This window comes from Paenibacillus vietnamensis (genome assembly GCF_020169515.1).
GTDB lineage: Bacteria > Bacillota > Bacilli > Paenibacillales > Paenibacillaceae > Pristimantibacillus > Pristimantibacillus vietnamensis.
This window is the reverse complement of the sequence record NZ_JAHMHW010000001.1, coordinates 261,304-281,321: the sequence shown is the minus strand read 5'-3', so window position 1 is coordinate 281,321 and position 20,018 is coordinate 261,304. Positions and strand designations below refer to the sequence as shown.

Here is a 20,018-nt window from a genome sequence, read left to right as displayed (position 1 = left end):
AGGAGGCATTTTCTCATGTCCATTAAATCCACTATGCTGATCGATAAAAATTTCACCGTCTCCGAGGTGGATCCACGCCTGTACGGCTCATTTATTGAGCATCTCGGCCGTGCTGTTTACGGCGGCATTTACGAGCCCGGCCATCCGACTGCTGATGAGAACGGCTTCCGCCGTGATGCGCTGGATGCGATCCGCGCTTTAAACGTTCCCATTATCCGCTATCCGGGCGGCAATTTTGTATCCGGCTATAACTGGGAGGACGGCGTAGGACCGAAGTCGGAACGTAAACGTCTGCTGGAGCTGGCCTGGTGGACGACCGAAACAAACGAAATCGGCACGAACGAATTCGCCGATTGGGCCAAGCTTGTCGGTGCCGAGGTCATGATGGCCGTCAATCTCGGTACGAGAGGCATCGACGCAGCCCGCAATCTTGTCGAGTACTGCAATCATCCTTCGGGCTCCTACTGGAGCGATTTGCGTATTTCGCACGGCTACAAGGAGCCGCACCGGTTCAAAACCTGGTGTCTCGGCAATGAAATGGACGGGCCGTGGCAAATCGGCGCGAAGACGGCCGTGGAGTACGGAAGGCTCGCCAATGAAACCGCCAAAGCGATGCGCTGGGTAGATCCTTCGCTGGAGCTTGTCGCCTGCGGCAGCTCATCGAGCGGCATGAGCACATTTGCGGATTGGGAGGCGACCGTTCTTGACCTGACCTACGATCAGGTAGACTTTCTTTCCCTCCACACTTATTACAATAACAACAGCAATGACACGCCAAACTTCCTGGCGCGTTCGCTCGATATGGATCAATTTATCGACAGCGTGGCTTCCATTTGCGATTACGTCAAAGCAAAAAAACGCAGCAAAAAGAAGCTAATGCTCTCCCTCGACGAATGGAATGTGTGGAATTCCATCGGCAGCAGCCGCGCGGAAGAACGCTGGCAGATCGCTCCGCCGGAATTCGAGGACGTCTACACGCTTGAGGATGCGCTTGCGGTCGGCTGCTTCCTGATTACGCTGCTGAAACATGCGGACCGTGTGAAAATGGCCTGCATCGCGCAGCTCATTAATGTCATCGCTCCAATTACGACGGAGAATGGCGGACCGCTTTGGCTGCAGACGACTTATTATCCTTACCTGCATGCGTCGCTGTACGGCAGAGGCACGGTGCTGCAGCCTATCGTCTCGTCGCCAAAATACGACGCCAAAGATTTCACGGACGTCCCTTACCTGGAAGCGATCGCCGTGCACAACGAGGAGCAGGGTCAGGTGACCGTATTTGCCGTAAACCGCCACTTGAGCGAGGACATGGAGCTTAAGGTCGATGTCCGCAGCTTCGGCGAGCTGAGGCTGATCGAGCATCTCGTGCTCGAAAACGACGACCTCAAAGCGATCAACACAAAAGCCAATCCGAACAACGTCGTTCCGCGGGCGGGCGGCCAATCCGTCATCGACGGCGGTCAGGTCAGCGCACGTCTCGGCAAGGCGTCGTGGAACGTCATCCGCCTTCAGGTTGCGGGATCAAGAGGTTAACGATCGGCGAGTGCCGACACAAAAAAGGTATGCTCCCCGCACGGACAGGCGTCCGTGCAGGGGCATACCTTAATTTTTTAGCCGGCTTTTCCGACCAGTCCGGACCGTGCCGCCGGCTGTCTGCGGTTGACCAGATAGATGCTGACGACAATACAAACCAGGCCGATCAGCAGGGTTGACGTGAACGGCTCGTCGAGGAAGATCGTGCCCGCCCATATGGCGACGAGAGGAATGAGGAACGTGTAGGAGGCCACCTTGCCCGCTTCGCCCGAATCGATCAGCTTATAGAATACAAGCCAGCCAATCGCGATGACGAAGATTGAAATAAACAGGAGGCTCGCGATAAAAGCCGGATTCCACTGCACGTCCCGCCAGCTCTCCACCCCGCTGCCCGCGGCCGTCATCGCCAAACCGCCTGCGATCAGCTGGAGCGTAACGAGCCAAATCGGATCGACACGGGGGCCGACGCGCTTCACGTATACCGTCCCTAATGCCCAGCTGAGCGCGGATCCGAGCGCAAGCAGCACGCCTTCTACGGAAATGTGTCCGGAAAGCCCGCCGGCGCCGCTGCTGATTACTCCAACCCCGACAAAGCCGAGCAGCAGGCCGGCAATTTTCATGCCGTTCATCGATTCCCCCAGCCACAGCCATGAAAAGATGCCGACCAGCACCGGCTGCAGGAAGACGATCGCCGAGAACAGCCCCGACGGCAAATCGTTCAGCCCCACCGTTTGCAGGCCATAATATAAGACGACGTTCACCACGGCGGAGATCAGATAAATCGGCCATGTTTTTCCAAGGTTCAGCTTCTTGTACCGCGGGATCGCGATGACAAGCAAAAGAAGGCCGCCAAGCAGCGTCCTTGTTCCCGAGAACAGCACGGGCGGCATATAGGCAAGCGCGAATTTGGACAACGGCCAGTTGATTCCCCACACGATAACCAGAAACAGGATCAGCAGAAACGACTGTAATTTCGATAATTTTGACATGATGAAAACTCCTTGCTGTCTAAATGGCTTAAAGAATATGAACATGTTCATCATACTCCTCTTAATTTAAGTAATCAACTTACAAATTATCGAAATCAACCGGCTATCGTCTTGCCTTCGCCATGCAGTCGGCCGATTTCGGGGCCCCGTCCGGCACAAATAAAACAGCGCCGCAACCGGTCGTATTGCCCCGGTGCAGCGCTGCTTTGCGTCGATTCTCCCGAATCCGGAATTATGACTCCGTTTTTTTCCGAATCTGCTTATCGCGGTTTTCTCCCCACTCCTTGGCTTGCGAGGTCGCGATCGCAATGGCCCGCCCTTCCTCATAGCCGTCCTCCAGCAAGGCGTTGGCGATTTCAACGGCCTTGTTGCGTATGGGAGCGGTAAAGTTTTTCAGCGAATCCGGGTAGTCGTCTTTGGTCCAGGGCATGGTCCTCACTCCAATCAAAGGAATTACTAACCCTTTAACCCGAAGACAAGCGCGGTAAACATTTGACTTTCGAAAGACCGCTCAGCACCGTCGAATTCCACAGCCGATGAAAGCTATGCATTTCATAACCCGGAAATTGTGTCCTTTTCGAACTATCGTTTACGTATTCGAACCGACCATCAAGCCCAGCGTAACGATTTCGCACGGACCCGTCTGCAGTTCAAGCCGGCTGCTGCCGCCCGCATCGATGCGCTCGCCCCGCTTCTCGAGGATCGTCGTTTTGTAGATGCCGCAGTCCAGAAGCGGCGTGCTCAGCTTCAGCTCCGCTGCTTCCGGAGTCAGGTTGAACCAGCGCAGCATAACGTCGCCGCTTGCTTCGTCCAGCTTCATGGAGGAGAAGGCGAGCTGCCGGCCTTCCCAAGCCAGAGGTGCCCCATGCGGAGCTATCTCTCCGTCATGCAAATCCGTTTGCGCCGTTGTCCATGGCGTCTGGAACTGATAGGCCTCCGTATACGCTCCCGCTTCCACGCCGCCGCCGGCATGAGGAATGATCATGAATTCCGCCTGATGCTCGCCGAGGCACTGCGCTTCCGGTGTCGGGAATACGCCCCAATCGCCAAGCTCGGCGACCGAACGGAGCAGCGTCACCGCGATCGTATTTCGGCCGTCACGCAAAATTTCATATTCGTTCAAGCCGAGATTCGTTATCGTGAGACCGGCTTCGCCGCTCTCGTCCGTAACATCGGCAAAAGCCTGCTGATGCTGACAATTGCTCGGATTTTGCCATTCGGCTGCCGGTTCGTTATTCCTGACGGCCACCTCGAAAATCGCATCCGCTTGATGCGTGGATGTTTCGAGATCCGTCGGGAAGAGCACGCGTACCCGGTGGTCCTTCGCCTGGTTGTTGAAAGAGGTCCGCACCAGCACGCCTTTGCCGTTCCTCGTCAGGCTGACAACCGTTTCAATCGTAAGCGGAACCATGCGGCTCACCCGCTGTGCCTTTCGCTGAGGGAAATAAACGGCTTCCTGCTTTTCGCGCTCGAACAGCTCGTCCGCCGAAGCCGGCACTTCCCACTCGTGGACGATCCGGAACGCCGTCCGGTAAGGGGTATTTTCAACAAGCTCGATTGATGCGCTAAGCCCTTTTGTCGTTCGGGCCTGCTCGCCGTCCGGCTGCTTGTACATATATTCGTTGCCGATATCTCCGGAATCCTCATAGACGCACAGATCGCGGAACACCCTTCCGCTTTGCTTCTCCGTCACCGTCAGCGAACCGTCATCGGCCAGCTCGACCCGGATATAATCATTTTCCATGATGCGGTCGCCTGCGAGCAGGGACGCCTCCTGCGCGGGAGCGGCGGCTCCGGTGACGTATGCGTATGCCGATAAGCCAAGAGCCGGAATGTCTACCGCTTCGAACGTCAATCTAACCCTGCGGCACATATAAGGCTGGCGGAATTGGTCGTCCGGCAGATCGTAGCCGAATTGCAGACCCAAATCTTCGACCCCGAAAGCGACCGGAGTTCCGTCATGCGCAACGAGCGTCCGGCCCGAAATATCAAGCTCGCGCATTTGGCGGTTCATCTCCTCGAGCGTAAAGCCCTCCCGGAAATAAACGCGCCGGATATCCAGCTCGACGGCGACTACGCCGCTGCGCGTCCAGCCCGTCGTATTAAAGACGACTAGCGGCAGCGCATCCCCGCCATAGCCGGAAAAACCGGAGGTGCGTACGGCCGATGCGATCCATCTCTTGCTGTCGTCCGCGATCGCTTCCGCGACGTGGCGGCTTTTATCGAACCGGGTCACCATCTCGCGGTGCACCTCGTCGACGCTGCAGCCGCAAATGCTGTCATGCGGATGGTTCTGCATCAGCGTTTTCCACGCGTACGTGAACAGATGATGCGGATATTCCGCACCGAGCAGGGACGCATAGGCAGCAAGAGGCTCGGCGACCTTCTCCAGCATCGCTTGTCCGAGCTGATTCATCTGCTTCAAATAAACGCGAGCCGAAGCCGTGTTGACTAGCGTCGACCAGCCGTCGGTGCGCTGGCTGCGCAGCTCTCCCTTTACGACCGACAATTCGCGGTCAAGCGCTCCGTTCACCGATTCCAGGTAATCCGCGAAATTGGAATGGATAAATTCCGTATCCGGATACAGCTCTCGCGCCGTGCGCAGCGCTTCGGACAAATCCTGCTGAATCGGCTGGTGATCGCAGCCGTTCATGTACAGCAGCTGACCCGTAGAAGCATACTTCTCCGCATCCGCCAGCTTGCGGTCCCAGTATTCCTTGGCCTCCGCTTCGCCCGCCGGTATTTCGTTGCCGTTGCTGTACCAGTTCGCAAACAGGATGCCGAGCACCTGCGAGCCGTCCGGACCTTCCCACAGCAGCTCCGAAAACGAGGATTCATAATCGGAGTCCGAAACGGTATTATTGAAGCCGGTCGGCTTTACGCCGCGCCCGAACACGGCATTGTCGATGCCCGACTGGCGCATCAGCTGCGGAGCCTGCCCGATATTGCCGAAGGTGTCCGGAAAGTAGCCGACCTTGGCGATCGTGCCGTAAGCTTCCGCATCCTTATGCCCGATCTGCATGTTGCGTACGTTCGCTTCGCTGCTCGTCAGGAAGGCGTCCTGCAAAATATACCAAGGTCCGATAAAGATACGCCCGTCCCGGATATATTTTTCAAGCTTGGCCCGCTTCTCCGGCCGCACCTGCAAATAATCCTCCAAAATGATCGTTTGGCCGTCCAAATAAAAGCTGCGGTACTCCTCATCCTTCTCGAGCGTATCCAGCAGCGTATCCATCAGCTTCACGAGAAGCACATGATGTTTCTCGTAAGGCAAATACCATTCCCGGTCCCAGTGGGTATGGGAAATAATGTGCGCGGTGCGCTTCTTCGTCATGGCGAAGCCTCCCTTATTATGATTGACCCAAGATGTCGATCTTCACCTGTCCGTCGCGGTATACCGCATACACGTTCCCGAGCGGATCGGCCGCGAACAGCACGGAGCGTTCCTTCTCCAGCAGGAAGGAGTACGCTTGCCCGGTCGTCCGGTCCTTCACCTTCACTTCTGCGTCCATGCCGTACTCGGATACGAAGACGAATAGGGAGCCTCCTTCAAACGTAAGCTTCCGTCCGTAAACGCCCGGCAGCTCGCCTCCTTGCAGCCATTCCAGCTCGCTTCGGCAGTCCGCCGCCGCAAGCGCATAATTGTACAGCGCGGCTATCGAACCGGTGCGCTCGTTCAGCTCGACCGGCAGCGGACTCCAGATCAGGCGCCCCTTGCCCAGCGGCATGTCCACGACCGCGTCGCCTGCTGCGCCGGAAACCCCGCCTTGCATCGTGCGTACTTCCTTGGAAACCTCGGCGATCCGTCTCGCGCCGAACGACAGCGGAAGCAGCTTGCCTTCCAGCTTAAGCGCCTCCTCCCGGCATACGTTGCGGATGTCCGAAGTGCCGAGCTCGTTTTCCAGCCTGGCGGTTGTCCGCCAATATTCGTCCAGTCCGAGCGGTCCGGTGACGAGCAGCGTCGCGCCGTCCTCCCTTACTGCCGCCATCAGCTTCTCAAAAGCCTGATTGTCGACATTATGCGCGCTCGGCAAAATAATCAGCTTCGCAGGCTGCTCCTTCAGCGCGTCCAGCTGGTATTCGCCGATGCCGCGGAACGGCTGGTTCAGCTCGTAGGCCAGCACGCGGGTCGCTTTCGTCGTTGCGTCGAATGCCAGCTTCCGGTTCGAGAAGTCGTTGGAATAAGGGAAGACGACAACCGTGTCCTCGAGCTCACGCCCGGCGAACAAATCGCGGATCTGCTCCATAAACCGGCCAAAGTCATACGATACGTCGGCTTCCGGCTTCTCCGTACCATCGGCACGCAGCGCTCCGATATGCGATTCGTTGGCATTGTCCATGTAAAAATTCGTATTCCAAATCCATTGAACCGCCCCGGCGCCTCCCGTCGAGAACGCATAGGCGTATTTCCGCTCCAGCATGCTGCGAAGCTCCGACTCCGACCGCTTGGCGCGTCCCTCCGGCGTTTCCACGTACATGATGCCCGTTTCCTGGATCAGGTTAGGCTTAAACGGCGTTTTGGCAAAAATGCCGTCCCATACCAGATGGTCGTTCAGCCACCAGGAGTGGACCGTCGTGTAATCCGATGCCTGCTCGTAGAAAAACGGCGAAGGCCTTTGCGCGCCAAGCGCCTCGTCCTGGCCGACCGCCACCAGCTGGTCCGGGTTGATATCCTTGATGGCCTCCGTCAGCTGCTTCGCCCATTCGTTGTGCATATCCATCGAGAACAGCGCATAATCGAGCCAGCGCGTCCCTTTTTTGCCTTGGTGCATATCCTGTACATCGAAGTTGATTTCCTCCGGCTCCGGCGGCACCGCCGCGCCAAAGTCCGGCAGCTGCTCAGGCGTCATATTCCATTTGGCCTGCAGCTCCATGATCGACCCGTGCCGTTTCTCAAGCCAAGCGGCGAAGGCCGCCCGCTCGAACGGATCGCGGCATGATCTCGGCCCGTCCGAGAAAATCCGCGGCGGATCGAACATCGAAGGCTCGTTGATCAGATCCCAATCCACATGCGTCGAGGTACGGTGCCGGGACACGATCGAGCGTACGAACCGTTTCTGCGCTTCCACGCTGCGCGGATCCAGATACGGATTAAGTCCTTCCCAAGGCTCCGGCGTAAAGGAAAAGAACGTAAAGGTCACCTGCAGATCATGTTTCTTTGCCGTCAGCAGGAAGGCGTCGATCGAACGAAGCACCTCCTCCGAGGCATGCCCGTCCACCTGCATTATGTTGCGGTACGCGGTCCAAATTCCGGTGCGGATCCAGTTGATGCCCGCCTTGCGCATTTGCGCCATGTCGCGGTCCCAGACGGCTGCGTTCGGCAAAAACAAAAATTTCCGCGCAACGTCCGAGGTCATATAGGTCATCCCCACTACAGGCAGCGGGCGCCCGTCCTTCACGAAATAATCCCGTTCACATGCGACCGGGCTTCCCTCGGCAAGCAGCTTCGCGTCAAATCCCCAGAAGCCCTGGCGCAGCAGACGAAGCTCTCCGTCCGCCGATACGGCACGGCATTCCACGCGGTAGAAACCGGCGGTCAGCTCCAGATCGACCGGGAAACGCACGATTTCCAGCTGGCTGTCCGCTTCGAGCGAGGCTTCCGTGCTCCAGCCGGCATTCGGCTCGCCATCCTTCGTCACGCTGATCGCAAACGACCATCCTACGCGCTTCGCCGTGTCCCTGCCAAGCCTTTGCGCCTGCAGCGTCAGCAGCGCCCGCTCGCCCGCCTCGTAGGAGGCATAACCCGGCTTCAGCCAAAGCTCCGTTACCCCGGCCGCGCAATAAGCTGCAAGCCGACCGATTTCGGCCGCTCCTCCGCGGGACCAGAACGCCTCCGTAATCGGCTGGTTAATAAACAGCCATCGGCCTCCCGCAAAAGCGCCCTTCGTATTTTCCCACAGCAGCACCGGCGCCGCGACTTCGCGTCCGCTGTCTGAAATCCCCTTCACGAGCGGATACAGATGCGCGTCCATCGGGCCCGCCGAACCCATCTGATGCGGCAGGTCGCTGCTCTTCGACACATGCGGCACCAAATTCCACGTACCGCCAGCCTCAAACAGGGCTTCCCTGCCCTCCAGCAGCGGAATTTCGGCCGATGCGGACAAATGCCCGACCGGCGTACCGTCCACCGGCAGCGTCTCATGAATAAGCAGCTCACGGTGATAAGCCGTCTGCTCCGCTTCCGCCTGCCAAGCCCCGTCCTCGAACCGGACCGGACGTTTAAAAGGCGCTCCGCCCGCGCTGATCAGTCCGCCGCCCCGCTTCAGAAACGACAGAATGTCCGTCCAGGCCTCCTTCGGAAAATAAGGAGCATGCAGATTGACGAACACGTCGCCAGCCGTACAGTCCCTCAATGCTTCAGCCAAGCCTGCGGCCTGAACGACAACGCCGGCCCCGGCCAGCTCCTCCGCCGTCACCAATATCGGCTTCCCGCCGATCGGAAACGACGGATCGTAGAAGATGATTAATTTGCTCATAGGATGCCATCCTTCATCGCGCGGTAAACAAGCTGCGAGAACAGGCTGTTCGACCAGGCGAACCATTTGCGCGTAAAGATCGAAGGATCGTCAGAATGGAAGCCTTCGTGCATGAATCCGGTGTCGGCGTCGGTCGCCTCCAGCACGCGGATCACCTCCAGCTGCTCTTCCTTATGATCGGCCGTCAGTCCCTGCATGGACAAAGCCATATGCCAAATGTACCCCGGAGGCGTATGCGGGCTTCCGATGCCTTTGGCCGCTTTGCCTTCGTAATAAAACGGATTTTGCTTGCTGAGCGCAAATCTTCTCGTGTTCTGATAAATCGGGTCGTCAGGCGTCGTGTAGCCCAAATAAGTAATCGAAAGCAGTCCCGGCGTTCCAGCATCGTCCATCAGGCAATAGTTGCCGAAGCCGTCCGTCTCATAGGCGTAAATAGGGCCAAATTCCGGATGGCGGTAAATACCGTACAATTGGATGCCGTGATCGACGTCCTGTTCAAGCTTCTTAAGCTCCTTCACGAAGTCCGTATCGCGGAATACCCACTCGGCGATTTCGCCCATCTGGCGCAGCGTGACGACGGCGAACATGTTGTCCGGGATATTGTAATGGAAATCGCAGGCGTCGTCGCTCGGGCGGAAGCCCGACCAGATCATGCCCGTATAGTTGACCGGCATGCCAAGGCCGTCTCCGCGCAGCGAATCGGTCGGAATGCCGTTGTCGCGGACGAAACGGTACGGCGAACGCTCGGCGTGGCGCTGCTCGGTTTTCCACAGCTCCACGGCCTTGCGCATCGCGGCTTTAAAGCCCGAGTCGAAAATGTCGGTCAGCTCGGTCTCCTTCCAGTACGCATAAGCAAGCCGCATCGAGAAGCAGATGGAGTCCAGCTCGAATTTGCGCTCCCATACCCATGGCGACATCTCGGTCTCGTCGGCCGTATTCCAATGCCAATCGTTATCCGTTTCGTTGAAGGCGTTCGCGTAAGGATCGATTTGGATCATCGCCATATGCCGTTTGATCAGCCCGCCGATGATGCGCTGCAGGTCCTTGTCTTCTTTGGCAAACGGCACATAATGGATAACCTGCTCCACCGAGTCGCGCAGCCACATTGCAGGAATGTCGCCCGTAATGACAAAGGTCGTCCCGTCCTCCATCAGCTTGGTCGTCGTTTCGAGCGTATTCGGAAAGCAGTTTTTGAACAGCTGCAGCAGCTTCGGCCGGTGAGCCAGCTTCTCCTCGGCTTCGGCCAGCACCTCTTGAACCGCGCGCGGCAGCTCCAGCTTCGACATCGGAATTTTCGGCAGTCTAAATTGTTCCATGGCGATATTGATCCTCCGTTTATATAAAAGTCTTGTTTATAGTCAAGGTTAGGCGCAATGCCGTTATTCCTTCACGGCTCCGATCGTCAGCCCCTGCACGAAGTACCGCTGGAAAAACGGATAAGCGAAAATAATCGGCAGCGTAGCGAGCACGACCATCGCCATCCGCGACGTATCCTGCGGCATCGATTGCAGCAGTCCCGTGCTGATCGAAGCGTTCTGGGCGTTCTGCAAAATAAACTGCATGCTGTTCTCGATCCGCATCAGCATCGACTGGAGCGGCACAAGGTTCGGATCGTCGATGTAAAGCAGCGCGTTAAACCAGTCGTTCCAATAGCCGAGCACGCTGAATAAGGAAATCGTGGCCAGGCCGGGCAGCGACAGCGGCAGCACCAGCTTGAAGAAAATGCCGAATTCGCCCGCCCCGTCTATTTTGCCCGATTCAATAATCGCGTCCGGCACCATCGTCGAGAAGAAAGTTCTCATGATCATAATGTAAAAGGCATTGACCGCAAGCGGCAAAATAAGCGCCCACAGCGTATCCTTCATGCCGAGCAGCTGCGTAACGACGATATAAGTCGGCACGAGCCCTCCGTTGAACAGCATTGTAAAAAAGGCGAAAAAAGCAAAGAAATTGCGGTATTTAAAGCTTTTGCGCGAGATGGCGTATGCGAACAAGGCGATGGAAACGACACCGATCGCCGTCCCGATTACAGTGATCAGAATCGTCACCCCGTAGGAGCGCAGCAGCTGGTCGCCGGCTTTGAAAATATAGCGGTAAGCGTCAAAGCTCCACTGCTCCGGGATGAGCCTGTAGCCGTTTCTGGCCAGCGATTTCTCGTCCGTAAACGAGATGACCGCCACGAACAGAAACGGAAACACGCATAAAAAAGCGAAGATGCCTGCAAATAAATTAAATAAGACGTTCCATGCCGGAGTTAACTGCTGGAAGTCGCGACTTCGTTTGGTTAGAGCGGACACAGCCATTTCTCCCTTCCTGAAAGCTTAGAACAAAGCGTTATCTTTATTGAATCTTCTGACGACAGCATTAGAAGTAATAACGAGAATAAATCCGATGAACGACTGATAAAGGCCTGCGGCCGTGCTCATCCCGATTTCGCCGGTCGTTTTGAGTCCTCTGTACACATACGTATCGATGACGTTCGTAACCGGGTACAGCGAGCCCGAATCTCTCGGCACCTGATAGAACAGGCCGAAATCCGCGTAAAAGATTTTTCCGATCGCAAGCAGCGTCAAAATCGTCATAAGCGGAGTAAGCATCGGAATCGTAATGTTGCGGATTTGCTGCCACTTGTTCGCACCGTCGATCATCGCCGCTTCATACAGCGATTTGTCGATGCCCATGATCGCCGCCAAATAGACGACGCTGTTGTAGCCGACCGACTTCCACAAGAAAACGACGACGATAATGACCGGCCAATACGCCGGATTCGTGTACCAGCTGACCGGATCAAAGCCAAGCCAAGCGAAAATCTGGTTCACCATGCCGCGGTCAACGCTCAGAAAGCTGAACGCAAAATAACCGACGATAACCCAGGACAGAAAGTAAGGCAAAAACATGCCCGTCTGATACAGTTTCGCAAGTCTCTTATTGACGATCTCAGACAGCACGATCGCCATCAGCACGGCAAGCGCCAAGCCAAGGACGATAAACACAGCGTTATACAGCACCGTATTCCTCGTAATAATATAGGCGTCGTTCGTGCTGAACAGAAACTTGAAGTTTTGCAGCCCGACCCACTTGCTCTCCAGTATGCTGGCAAGAAATCCGTCGCGGCTGTACCGGTATTCCTTAAATGCGATAACCATCCCCGCCATCGGCAGGTACGAGAAGAAAATAAACCACAGCGTTGCCGGCAATACCATCAGCAGCATCATTTTGTTTCTGCCGATATCCTTCATAAACCGCCCTACGGCTTTCACGCGATCACCCCTTATTTCCCCTTATTTAAAAAGAGGGCGAATGTCACCATCCGCCCCCTGTCCCAGTTTCTTACTTCGATGCTTTCCACTCATCGATTTGGCGCTGCGCTTCCTCGATGATTTTGTCCAGGCCGGCCGCTTTGAATTTGTCGTTCGCGCGGGTCAAATATTCCTCAGGGTCGACGGTTCCCGTCATGAGCGCCGCCCAAAATTCTTCCTTCACGTTCTGAACCGCCGCGATTTCGGTCGTCACCTTCGAGGTGTCAAAGTTGAAGCCCAGCAGAGGCGCTTCGACGCCTGCGTCGTTGAAGGTTTTGAAGCCTTCCCATTTGTCGGCGGGATCGGTTTCGTTCAAATGCGTAATGAACAGATTACCAAGAGAGAACGTCGGCATATCGTAGTTTTTGGAATTATCGAGGTTTTTCATCACATTGTCGCCGACCATCTCATAGTGAGTGCCCTCGATACCGGAGTCGACCATGTTGCGAAGCACCGGATCGGTGTTCAGCAGGTTCAAAAATTCCATCGCTTTTTCCGGATATTTCGAATTGGCGGAAATCGCCTGCATCGAACCCATAACCGACCAGTTGTAGATGAGCGCCTCGCTTGCCGGCGTCGATACGACAGGATAACCGTAGCTTGCGGACCACAGGTTGTCGGCGAAAGGCTGGCTTGTTGCGCGGTCCATGAACCATTTGCCGGTTGCCTGAACGTCCGTCAGCGAATCCAGGCTTGCCGCTTCCGTAGGAATGTAGCCTGCTTTGTAGTACTTGTGCATCGTGTTAAGCGCCGCTTTCATTTCAGGCGTTTCAAGCACGTTGACGACCTTCAGCCCGCTGTCCTTAAGCGATACCGCCATCGGCAGCTTTTCGATCACATAATCGTAAGGCACATATGGAGCCTGGTTTTTGTCAACGGCCAGCGGATAAACGTCCGGCTCGTTTTCTTTGATCGTTTTGAGCAGCGGCTCGAGGCTGTCGAGCGAATAGATGCCTTCCGTGCCCAGTTTATATTTGTCAAGCAGCTGCTTGTTGAAGCGCCATACCTCTTGAGCAGGAAGCTCTTTGTTGGCCGGAATGCCGTAATTGTGGCCGTCTACCTTGGAGCCTTCCAGGAAAGCGGGATCAAGCGCGTCGACTATGCCTTGTCCGTATTTCGGCAGCAGCTCGTCGATCTCCATAAATGCGCCTTTTCTTGCGTTTTGAACATAATCGAAAGCCCACGAAGATGTGAACATCATATCGATCGGCTCGCCGGACGCCGTAGCGACCTGCAGCTTTTGCGCGTAATCGCCCCAATCGACCATTGTCATTTTAACGGTGACGCCGATTTTCTCAGCCGTATATTTGCTTACTTCCTCCATGACTGCGTTAACGTCCTTCTGAGGCGTGCCGATCGTGTACCAGATCAGCTCGACCGGTTTTTCGGCCGTCCCTTCAGCTCCCGAGCCGCTTTCTTTGCTTCCGCATGCACTCAGGACTAGCGATACCAGCATGATCGCGGCCAGCAAGGGCAGCCATCTTTTTTTCGTAGTGTTCATTTTTCGTCCTCCCCTTACGTGTTGTCATAACTAAAAATACAGGATGTAACGATTTTCAAATAGGCCATAAACTAAAGTTATGATGTACAAATTAAAGAAAAAAAAGACCGCCTAATATTGAATTAGTGCAGTCCCTTATAATCTGTAGGCGAAATGCCCACGTACTTTTTGAATTGCTTGTAGAAATAACCGGATTCGTAATAGCCGACCTTGGCCGCGATTTCATGCACCTTCAGGCTCGTTTCCTTCAGCATTTCCTTGGCCTTGTCGATCCTGTATTTGTTGATATACTCCGTAAAGGATTCATTCGTTTCCTTACTGAACAAATGCCCCAGGTAAACGGGATGAATGTTGTACTGCTGGCTCAGCGCCTTGAGCGAAAGCGCCTCGTTATAATGCTCGTGCACGAAGGAAAGCACCTGGGCGATGACCGGGCTCTTCACGTCGCGGAGCAGCGCGTCGACCGTCACCTCGGCCGCCTCCTTGACCAGCGCCGCCAGCTCCTCCATCGTGTCCGCCTTCAGCACTCTTTCGAAGCCTTCCCGGTACAGCTCGGGCTGATCGGCCTGCTTGATTTCCTTCAGCTCCATCTTGAAGCGGATCATCAGCTCGACGGCCATGCTCTGAATCATCGCGGGCGTGACGCCTTCGAGCCTTTGGGCGCGCCTGAACGTTTCTTCGACCCTGTCAAGCAGCGCTTCCTTGTTTCTCGACGCGATCAGCCGCGCAAATTCCTGCCATTCGCCCGTCATATCCGGTTCCTCGGCTTTGTTTCCCGTCCCGAGCTGCTCGTAATCCATCAGGTCCGGCGGATCGAGCACGAGAAAATATTCCTGGGCCTTCTTGGCGTTGGAATAGCTTCTCTGCGCGCCGGATTCCAGCTCCTCCACGCTGCCGAGCGATATTCTGATTTTGCCGGACGCTACGCGCTCCCGCAGGCCGGAGAACGTCTCGAGCGCCTTGATTTTCCCTTCCTCCGGCTTATCCAGCAAAATCAGGATGACGAGGTCGCCGTCCGGGTCCAGGAACGGAATCAGGCCGGGGATTTGCTCCGACAGCCGCTCGGCAGCCTGGCTGACCTCCGCGATCATCCCGCCCGTCCTCACGACCGCGGTAAGCAAGTACGGCTTGTCCAGCTTAAGCTGCAGCAGCGCCGCCCTCTCCGCAAGCTCGGCTGGCGCGATCCTCCCGCTCAGCCATCGGGAGAGGATGTTGTCGCGCAGGATGCGGTTGTCGTGGGCGCGGAACAGCCGGTCGGCATCCTCCGCGTTCAGCTTCTCCACCGTGCCCGCCAGCGTCTCCTGCAGCTCGTCGAAATTGATCGGCTTCAGCAAATAATTTTCGATGCCGAGCCGAAGTCCCTCTTTGATGTAGTCAAACTCGTTAAAGCCGCTGAGGACGATAAACTTCAGGCCGGGCTTTATTCCGCGAAGCTCCCGGATCAGCTCCAGACCGGTCATTTCCGGCATGGAAATGTCGGTAATCACAATGTCGGCCGGCGTATCGCGCAGCGCCTCGAGCGCCTCCAGCCCGTTCTCGGCCGACCCTGTAATTTCAAGTCCGAATGCAGCCCAATCAACGACATCGTACAACCCGTCGATAATAAACGGCTCATCGTCAACGATAAACACTCTATACATCGCTTCCCTGTCCTTCCTTCGTATCGGGTAATGTAACGGTAACCGTCGTCCAGGCTCCCTGCTCGCTATCCACTTCGATGCCGTACTCGCTACCGTACAACAGCCGCAGCCGCTCGTGCACGCTTCGAAGGCCGAACGATTCCCCCGCTTCCTCGGGCAGCTGCAGCGTTCTGCGGATTTCCTCAAGCTTATGCGGGGGGATGCCGCTGCCGTTATCCTTCACCACAATACGGATATGCCCGTCCTCCCTAGTGACGGCAACTGCAATAAAATGATCGTCTCTGCGGCCCTTCAAGCCGTGCACGATGTAATTCTCGATTAGCGGCTGAAGCGTCATGCGCGGCAGCTCCCGGTCCTTCAGCTCCTCGTCGCAGCATATCTCATATGCGAATCTATCCTTATAGCGGATGCGGAACAGCTCGAGATACAGTCTGCTGTTTTCCAGCTCGTCCTTTATTGTATGGACTGTCTTCGGCTGGACGTAGCTCTTGAACAGCACGGACAAGCTGTAGATCATCTCCCCGACGTCCTTGGCTCCTTGCGACATCGCCCTCATCCGGATCACCTCAAGCGTATTGTACAGAAAATGCGGGTTGACGCGCGCCTGCAGCGCCGCAAGCTCGGTATGTTTTTGTTTGATTTCCGCTTTGTACACGCTGTCGATATATTTGGTCAGCTCATCCAGCATTTCGTTGAAGCTGCGCGAAATTTGCCCGAGCTCGTCCTCCCGTTCATCCTGAATGCGCGCTCCGAGATCCCCTGTTTCCACCTTTCTCATGAACCGGATAATTTTATTCGTCCGCTTGGCGAAATTCATGACAAAGACGGTCGGAATGACAAGCGCCACGACGATACAGATCGCGCTGATCAGCAGGATCGTCCGCTTTAGTCCTTCATAAGCGGCCGCCACCTCGCGGACAGGCGCCACCCCCACAACCGTATAGCCCGCCTGTGTCTGGGTCAAATTCGTGACGTAGGATTCCTCCTCCAGCATGGCCGTTTCATGCAGCGTGTCGATGCGATCCATATACGGATACGGTTTGCCGTAATAGCGGTTCGAGGAGTCGAAGATGACCTGCCCGTCCGGGCTGAGCACGACGATGTAGCCCTTCATCTCGCTGCGGTAGCTGGCAAGCGCGCGCTCGATGCCTTCGGACTGGTAATAGACGAGCAGCAGCCCGATATTTTTCAGCGTCGTTTTGTCGTTAACCGGCGAACGGACCGAATACAGCTTCGGATCGCCCTGCTCAATCGCCTTGCGCACCCACAGGTTCGGGACCGATACGTTGCCGTTTTCCATCGTCATCGCCATCGCATCGGGAATGTAGGACTGCGCGGCGTTGGAGGCAATCAGCTTGGAAACGTTATGTTTCTTGAAGACGTACAAATGCTGCTTGTCCGTGCTGTACAGGATCAAATTCGCAATGTCCGGGTCATCGTCCATTTTGTTCTCGAAATATTCGAGGCCTTTCGGCGAGCCGGTGCCTCCCGTCTCCACGTATTGGTCAAGACGGTTTTTCACGTAATCCTCAAACGGATGGCTGAAAAAATAAGAAATGTTCGTCTGAAGCGACGGATCCCGGTACACATCAAGCACATAGGATTGCACCGCCAAATATTTTTGATTCAAATAGGCGCTGACGCCTTCCATCGCTTTTTTCTGGTTATCCAGCTCATTGCGCACGATCGACCCGGACATGACGTCGAACATAATATACGAGAAGGTGACGATCGTCGCGATTGTGATAACGGCGAACAGCAGTATCATCTTCATAAACAGGTTGTTTTTAAAATAAGTACGGTACAGTTTTCCGGCCCTCATGCTGCATGCTTCCTCCCGATGCAGGTTGTTTGCTTCGCATTATAGCATGAATGGAAAACTCAAAAAAATTTTTTGAAAATTTTAATTTGTTATTGTATAAACCTGTAAGCCATATCACATAATAACCTCACATCCCAAGAAGGAGTGAACATACATGAGCAGAAGAAATTCAAATCAATTAGTTGTCCAACAAGCTAGAGGCGCACTGGATCAAATGAAAACTGAGGCTGCACAACAACTTGGCGTGCAATTCTCGCAAGACGGCTACAATGGCAACCTTTCCACTCGCGACGCAGGTTCTATCGGAGGCTACATCACGAAGAAGCTGGTTCAAATCGCTGAGCAGCAACTGGGCGGTCAAGGCCGTTTCTAAAAAAATAGATGAAGCGCCGGCGCCTGCACCGCTTGACGGCGGCAAAGGCGGGGCGCTTCATAGCAAAAACGAAAACCTCCGCTCTCTTAACGAGATTGGAGGTTTTTTGTATTGGTCATGGCATTCGTCAGGGCGGTCGAAAGCTGATCGACCGTGTCCCACTCGATTTGTCTGATCGAATCGAACGGAGCAGCCTGGTCCGGCTCCATCCGGTCGCTCTTCACCGTCCAAAGCAGCGGGATGTCAAGCGCGTGGCCGTAGCCGGCTGCGCAGTAGACCTCCGGCGACCTTCTCGTTGCATCGGCGATAATGAGCTTGCTCTCGGCGATGAGGGCCGTCGGGCAGCTGTCCTGCTTTCCTTGATCGGAATAGTTGATCACGCATGGCTCATAGCCGTACTGCTCGACCTTCGGCAAAATCACCTTCGACCATTCCAGGCCGTACTCTTCAACCGACGAAATCAGAATCAGGCATTTCTTCAGCTTCTTGCCGCCTTGACGGGCGACGGCTTCCTTCCAGCCTTCCTCCGTCAGCCTCAAGGTCCCGCCTTCACGGGTAATGAACTGGACATCCCTGAGTTTCTCGATGATGTAGACAAACTCCTGCAGATTCGGGGAATAAGTCAGGTTAAAATGCTGGGATAGCGGCTGGAGAGTAACCGGATCGCCGGCTCCTTCGCTGTGCCTATATAAAAACTGAAGCAGCTTTGCTTCTTTTTCCTCTATCGTAGCCGGGATTTTCGGAGAACTCTCGATCGCATCCACTTCCTCAAGCGTCAGCGACACCTTTTCTTCGCAATCGGTCAGCTCGCGGATGTAGCCCGACACGATGGGGAACAACCCGCGTTTTTTCGCGTATGGGAACGACTGGATAGCCGCATAGCTATCTTTGAATAAAGTATAGCTGCCGCCCGGGGCGCAGAAACAGCCGTTAAACCGCTCGTATCTGCCGACCGTATCGATAGCGGCAAGCTCGCCGCAGAACAAACAATTCTTTTTCTGTATCATGATCCATCACCTCTTATAAAACATTCGGCGAATGATCCGATTATCGGGGGATTCCCCGCTTGGTAAAATAAGTAAGGGACGCCAGCAGCAAAGGGATAGCCGCCATCGGGATCAACGTGGAAAAAGGAGCGATGGTCAGGTTATAAAGCGTTAGATCGTTAATATTGGGAAAGCTTTTTTGCGCTATAACAAAAAAGAACAAGCCGACCGGAAAAATAAAGGCCTGCGTTTTGTTTAATCCAAACAGATGTCCGACGATCTTCGTGAACACATACTGCAGCACAATGACCTCAAACAATGTGAACATGGTCCATATGCCAATGATCATAATTTCGATTCTTTCCAAATACTCGCCGAATTTTACCAACTGGATCGCCGAGAAAAAAGGAAACGAAGCGTCAGTAGACAATTGCATGCCCAGCGAACCGAAGGTCAAATAGGTGGCTGCGCACAAATAGACGCCCGACAGGACGACCGCAGTCATCGAACCGGCATACAGCCTCTCCTTCCGGGTCACATGCGACAGCAGAAAACAAAAAACAACGCTTTTGCCAAAGGGAAAATAAAACGAGAGGAGCCCGCCGTACGCCATTTCCGGCAGCCGGTGCCGGAACATAGGCAGAAAGGGATTACTGTCTACATTTTTCAAAATAAACAAGCTGATAATCACAATCGCAACGATAAAAAACGGCATAGTAACCTGCACTGTCCGGACAATCGTGCCCAGTCCGAGATAAGCTGCGTACGTAGTGGACAACACAATGAGCAGCAAAATATGGTCCGGCGACGTATTGGGAAGCACGACTGTGTTGTAGAACGTCGTTAATGCCTGCATCGCCGCCGCTTGAATCTCAAGAATATAGACCAAATAAACCGCCAGCAGAAGTTTTGCGGCCCATCTGCCCAGCAGTCTGTCGAATACTTCAAACATGGACAGGTGCGGATGCTGTCTCTGCACGTAGCAAAGCAGCCACAGCATACCGCCCGACAGCGCGATGCCAAGAAGATAGGATACCCAGACATCCTGTTTGACCATCTTGGCTTCCATTAAAAACAAAGTGGAAAAACCGGACAAAAAACTGAACAGCAGACAGCCCAGCTGTCCTGGCGAGATGAGATCCGGATGCGGCTTCATGTGTCCTCCCAATTGATCCCGAATAGATGCTGCACATATTCGGAGACAGGTCTATAAACAATTTTGTACACGCCTTCCACCGTAGGCAACGAATCGCCTAAGCCCGGCAGGCAATAGACGGCAATCGTTCCGCAAAGCAGCAGCAGCACGAAAGCGTCCCGATTCTCCTTCGTCCTGCGAAATCGGATAAATGCCGCCACTCCGTAACTGAAGGCTGCGACGCCAATCGCTAGATTCAACATC

The 20,018-nt window shown here is 55.0% G+C and carries 15 protein-coding genes; 2 read left to right on the top strand and 13 right to left on the bottom strand.

Annotated elements, in window-relative coordinates; genetic code table 11:
* The first annotated feature begins 15 nt into the window (after nt 1-15).
* A complete protein-coding gene (gene arfA / locus KP806_RS01035; protein ID WP_224721701.1) occupies nt 16-1,533 on the top strand; it encodes an arabinosylfuranosidase ArfA in 1,518 nt (505 codons plus the stop codon).
* Between the two features lie 77 nt (nt 1,534-1,610).
* Here arfA and KP806_RS01030 read toward each other — a convergent pair whose 3' ends face one another.
* The 10 genes from KP806_RS01030 to KP806_RS00985 all read right to left on the bottom strand — a co-directional run bounded on the left by KP806_RS01030 (nt 1,611) and on the right by KP806_RS00985 (nt 17,260).
* Nucleotides 1,611-2,522, bottom strand: coding sequence for a DMT family transporter (locus KP806_RS01030; RefSeq protein ID WP_224721700.1), 912 nt, complete (start codon nt 2,520-2,522; stop codon nt 1,611-1,613).
* Between the two features lie 232 nt (nt 2,523-2,754).
* The gene (locus tag KP806_RS01025; RefSeq protein WP_224721699.1) at nt 2,755-2,952 is read right to left on the bottom strand and encodes a DUF2188 domain-containing protein; all 198 of its coding nucleotides are present in this window, start codon (nt 2,950-2,952) and stop codon (nt 2,755-2,757) included.
* A 159-nt stretch (nt 2,953-3,111) separates the two neighbouring features.
* Complete coding sequence (locus KP806_RS01020) at nt 3,112-5,856, bottom strand: alpha-mannosidase (protein WP_224721698.1); 2,745 nt, start codon at nt 5,854-5,856, stop codon at nt 3,112-3,114.
* Between the two features lie 16 nt (nt 5,857-5,872).
* A complete protein-coding gene (locus tag KP806_RS01015) occupies nt 5,873-8,998 on the bottom strand; it encodes an alpha-amylase family protein (protein WP_224721697.1) in 3,126 nt (1,041 codons plus the stop codon).
* Entirely contained in the window at nt 8,995-10,314 is a 1,320-nt protein-coding gene (locus KP806_RS01010; RefSeq protein ID WP_224721696.1) for a glycoside hydrolase family 125 protein, read from the bottom strand. The genes KP806_RS01015 and KP806_RS01010 overlap by 4 nt, the downstream gene beginning before the upstream one ends.
* 63 nt (nt 10,315-10,377) lie before the next feature.
* Entirely contained in the window at nt 10,378-11,301 is a 924-nt protein-coding gene (locus KP806_RS01005) for a carbohydrate ABC transporter permease (protein ID WP_224721695.1), read from the bottom strand.
* Between the two features lie 18 nt (nt 11,302-11,319).
* Entirely contained in the window at nt 11,320-12,258 is a 939-nt protein-coding gene (locus KP806_RS01000; RefSeq protein ID WP_224721694.1) for an ABC transporter permease, read from the bottom strand.
* A gap of 70 nt (nt 12,259-12,328) precedes the next feature.
* On the bottom strand, nt 12,329-13,798 hold the full coding sequence (locus KP806_RS00995; RefSeq protein ID WP_224721693.1) for an ABC transporter substrate-binding protein: 1,470 nt from the start codon (nt 13,796-13,798) through the stop codon (nt 12,329-12,331).
* A gap of 122 nt (nt 13,799-13,920) precedes the next feature.
* On the bottom strand, nt 13,921-15,438 hold the full coding sequence (locus KP806_RS00990) for a response regulator transcription factor (RefSeq protein ID WP_224721692.1): 1,518 nt from the start codon (nt 15,436-15,438) through the stop codon (nt 13,921-13,923).
* Nucleotides 15,431-17,260 (bottom strand): sensor histidine kinase, encoded by a 1,830-nt coding sequence (locus tag KP806_RS00985; RefSeq protein WP_224721691.1) that lies wholly within the window; start codon nt 17,258-17,260, stop codon nt 15,431-15,433. Before KP806_RS00985 ends, KP806_RS00990 begins: the two co-directional genes overlap by 8 nt.
* A gap of 154 nt (nt 17,261-17,414) precedes the next feature.
* Here KP806_RS00985 and KP806_RS00980 point away from each other — a divergent pair, with 154 nt between their 5' ends.
* Complete coding sequence (locus KP806_RS00980) at nt 17,415-17,633, top strand: alpha/beta-type small acid-soluble spore protein (RefSeq protein ID WP_224721690.1); 219 nt, start codon at nt 17,415-17,417, stop codon at nt 17,631-17,633.
* A gap of 86 nt (nt 17,634-17,719) precedes the next feature.
* On the opposite strand, the gene KP806_RS00975 is transcribed toward KP806_RS00980, so the two are convergent.
* From KP806_RS00975 to KP806_RS00965, 3 genes are read right to left on the bottom strand one after another with little or no spacing between them, the layout of a single operon-like run.
* Nucleotides 17,720-18,640 (bottom strand): hypothetical protein, encoded by a 921-nt coding sequence (locus KP806_RS00975; protein WP_224721689.1) that lies wholly within the window; start codon nt 18,638-18,640, stop codon nt 17,720-17,722.
* A 40-nt stretch (nt 18,641-18,680) separates the two neighbouring features.
* Nucleotides 18,681-19,775: a GerAB/ArcD/ProY family transporter gene (locus KP806_RS00970; RefSeq protein WP_224721688.1), complete on the bottom strand. Its 1,095-nt coding sequence runs from the start codon at nt 19,773-19,775 to the stop codon at nt 18,681-18,683.
* Nucleotides 19,772-20,017, bottom strand: coding sequence for a hypothetical protein (locus tag KP806_RS00965; RefSeq protein WP_224721687.1), 246 nt, complete (start codon nt 20,015-20,017; stop codon nt 19,772-19,774). The genes KP806_RS00970 and KP806_RS00965 overlap by 4 nt, the downstream gene beginning before the upstream one ends.
* Nucleotide 20,018: the final 1 nt, after the last annotated feature.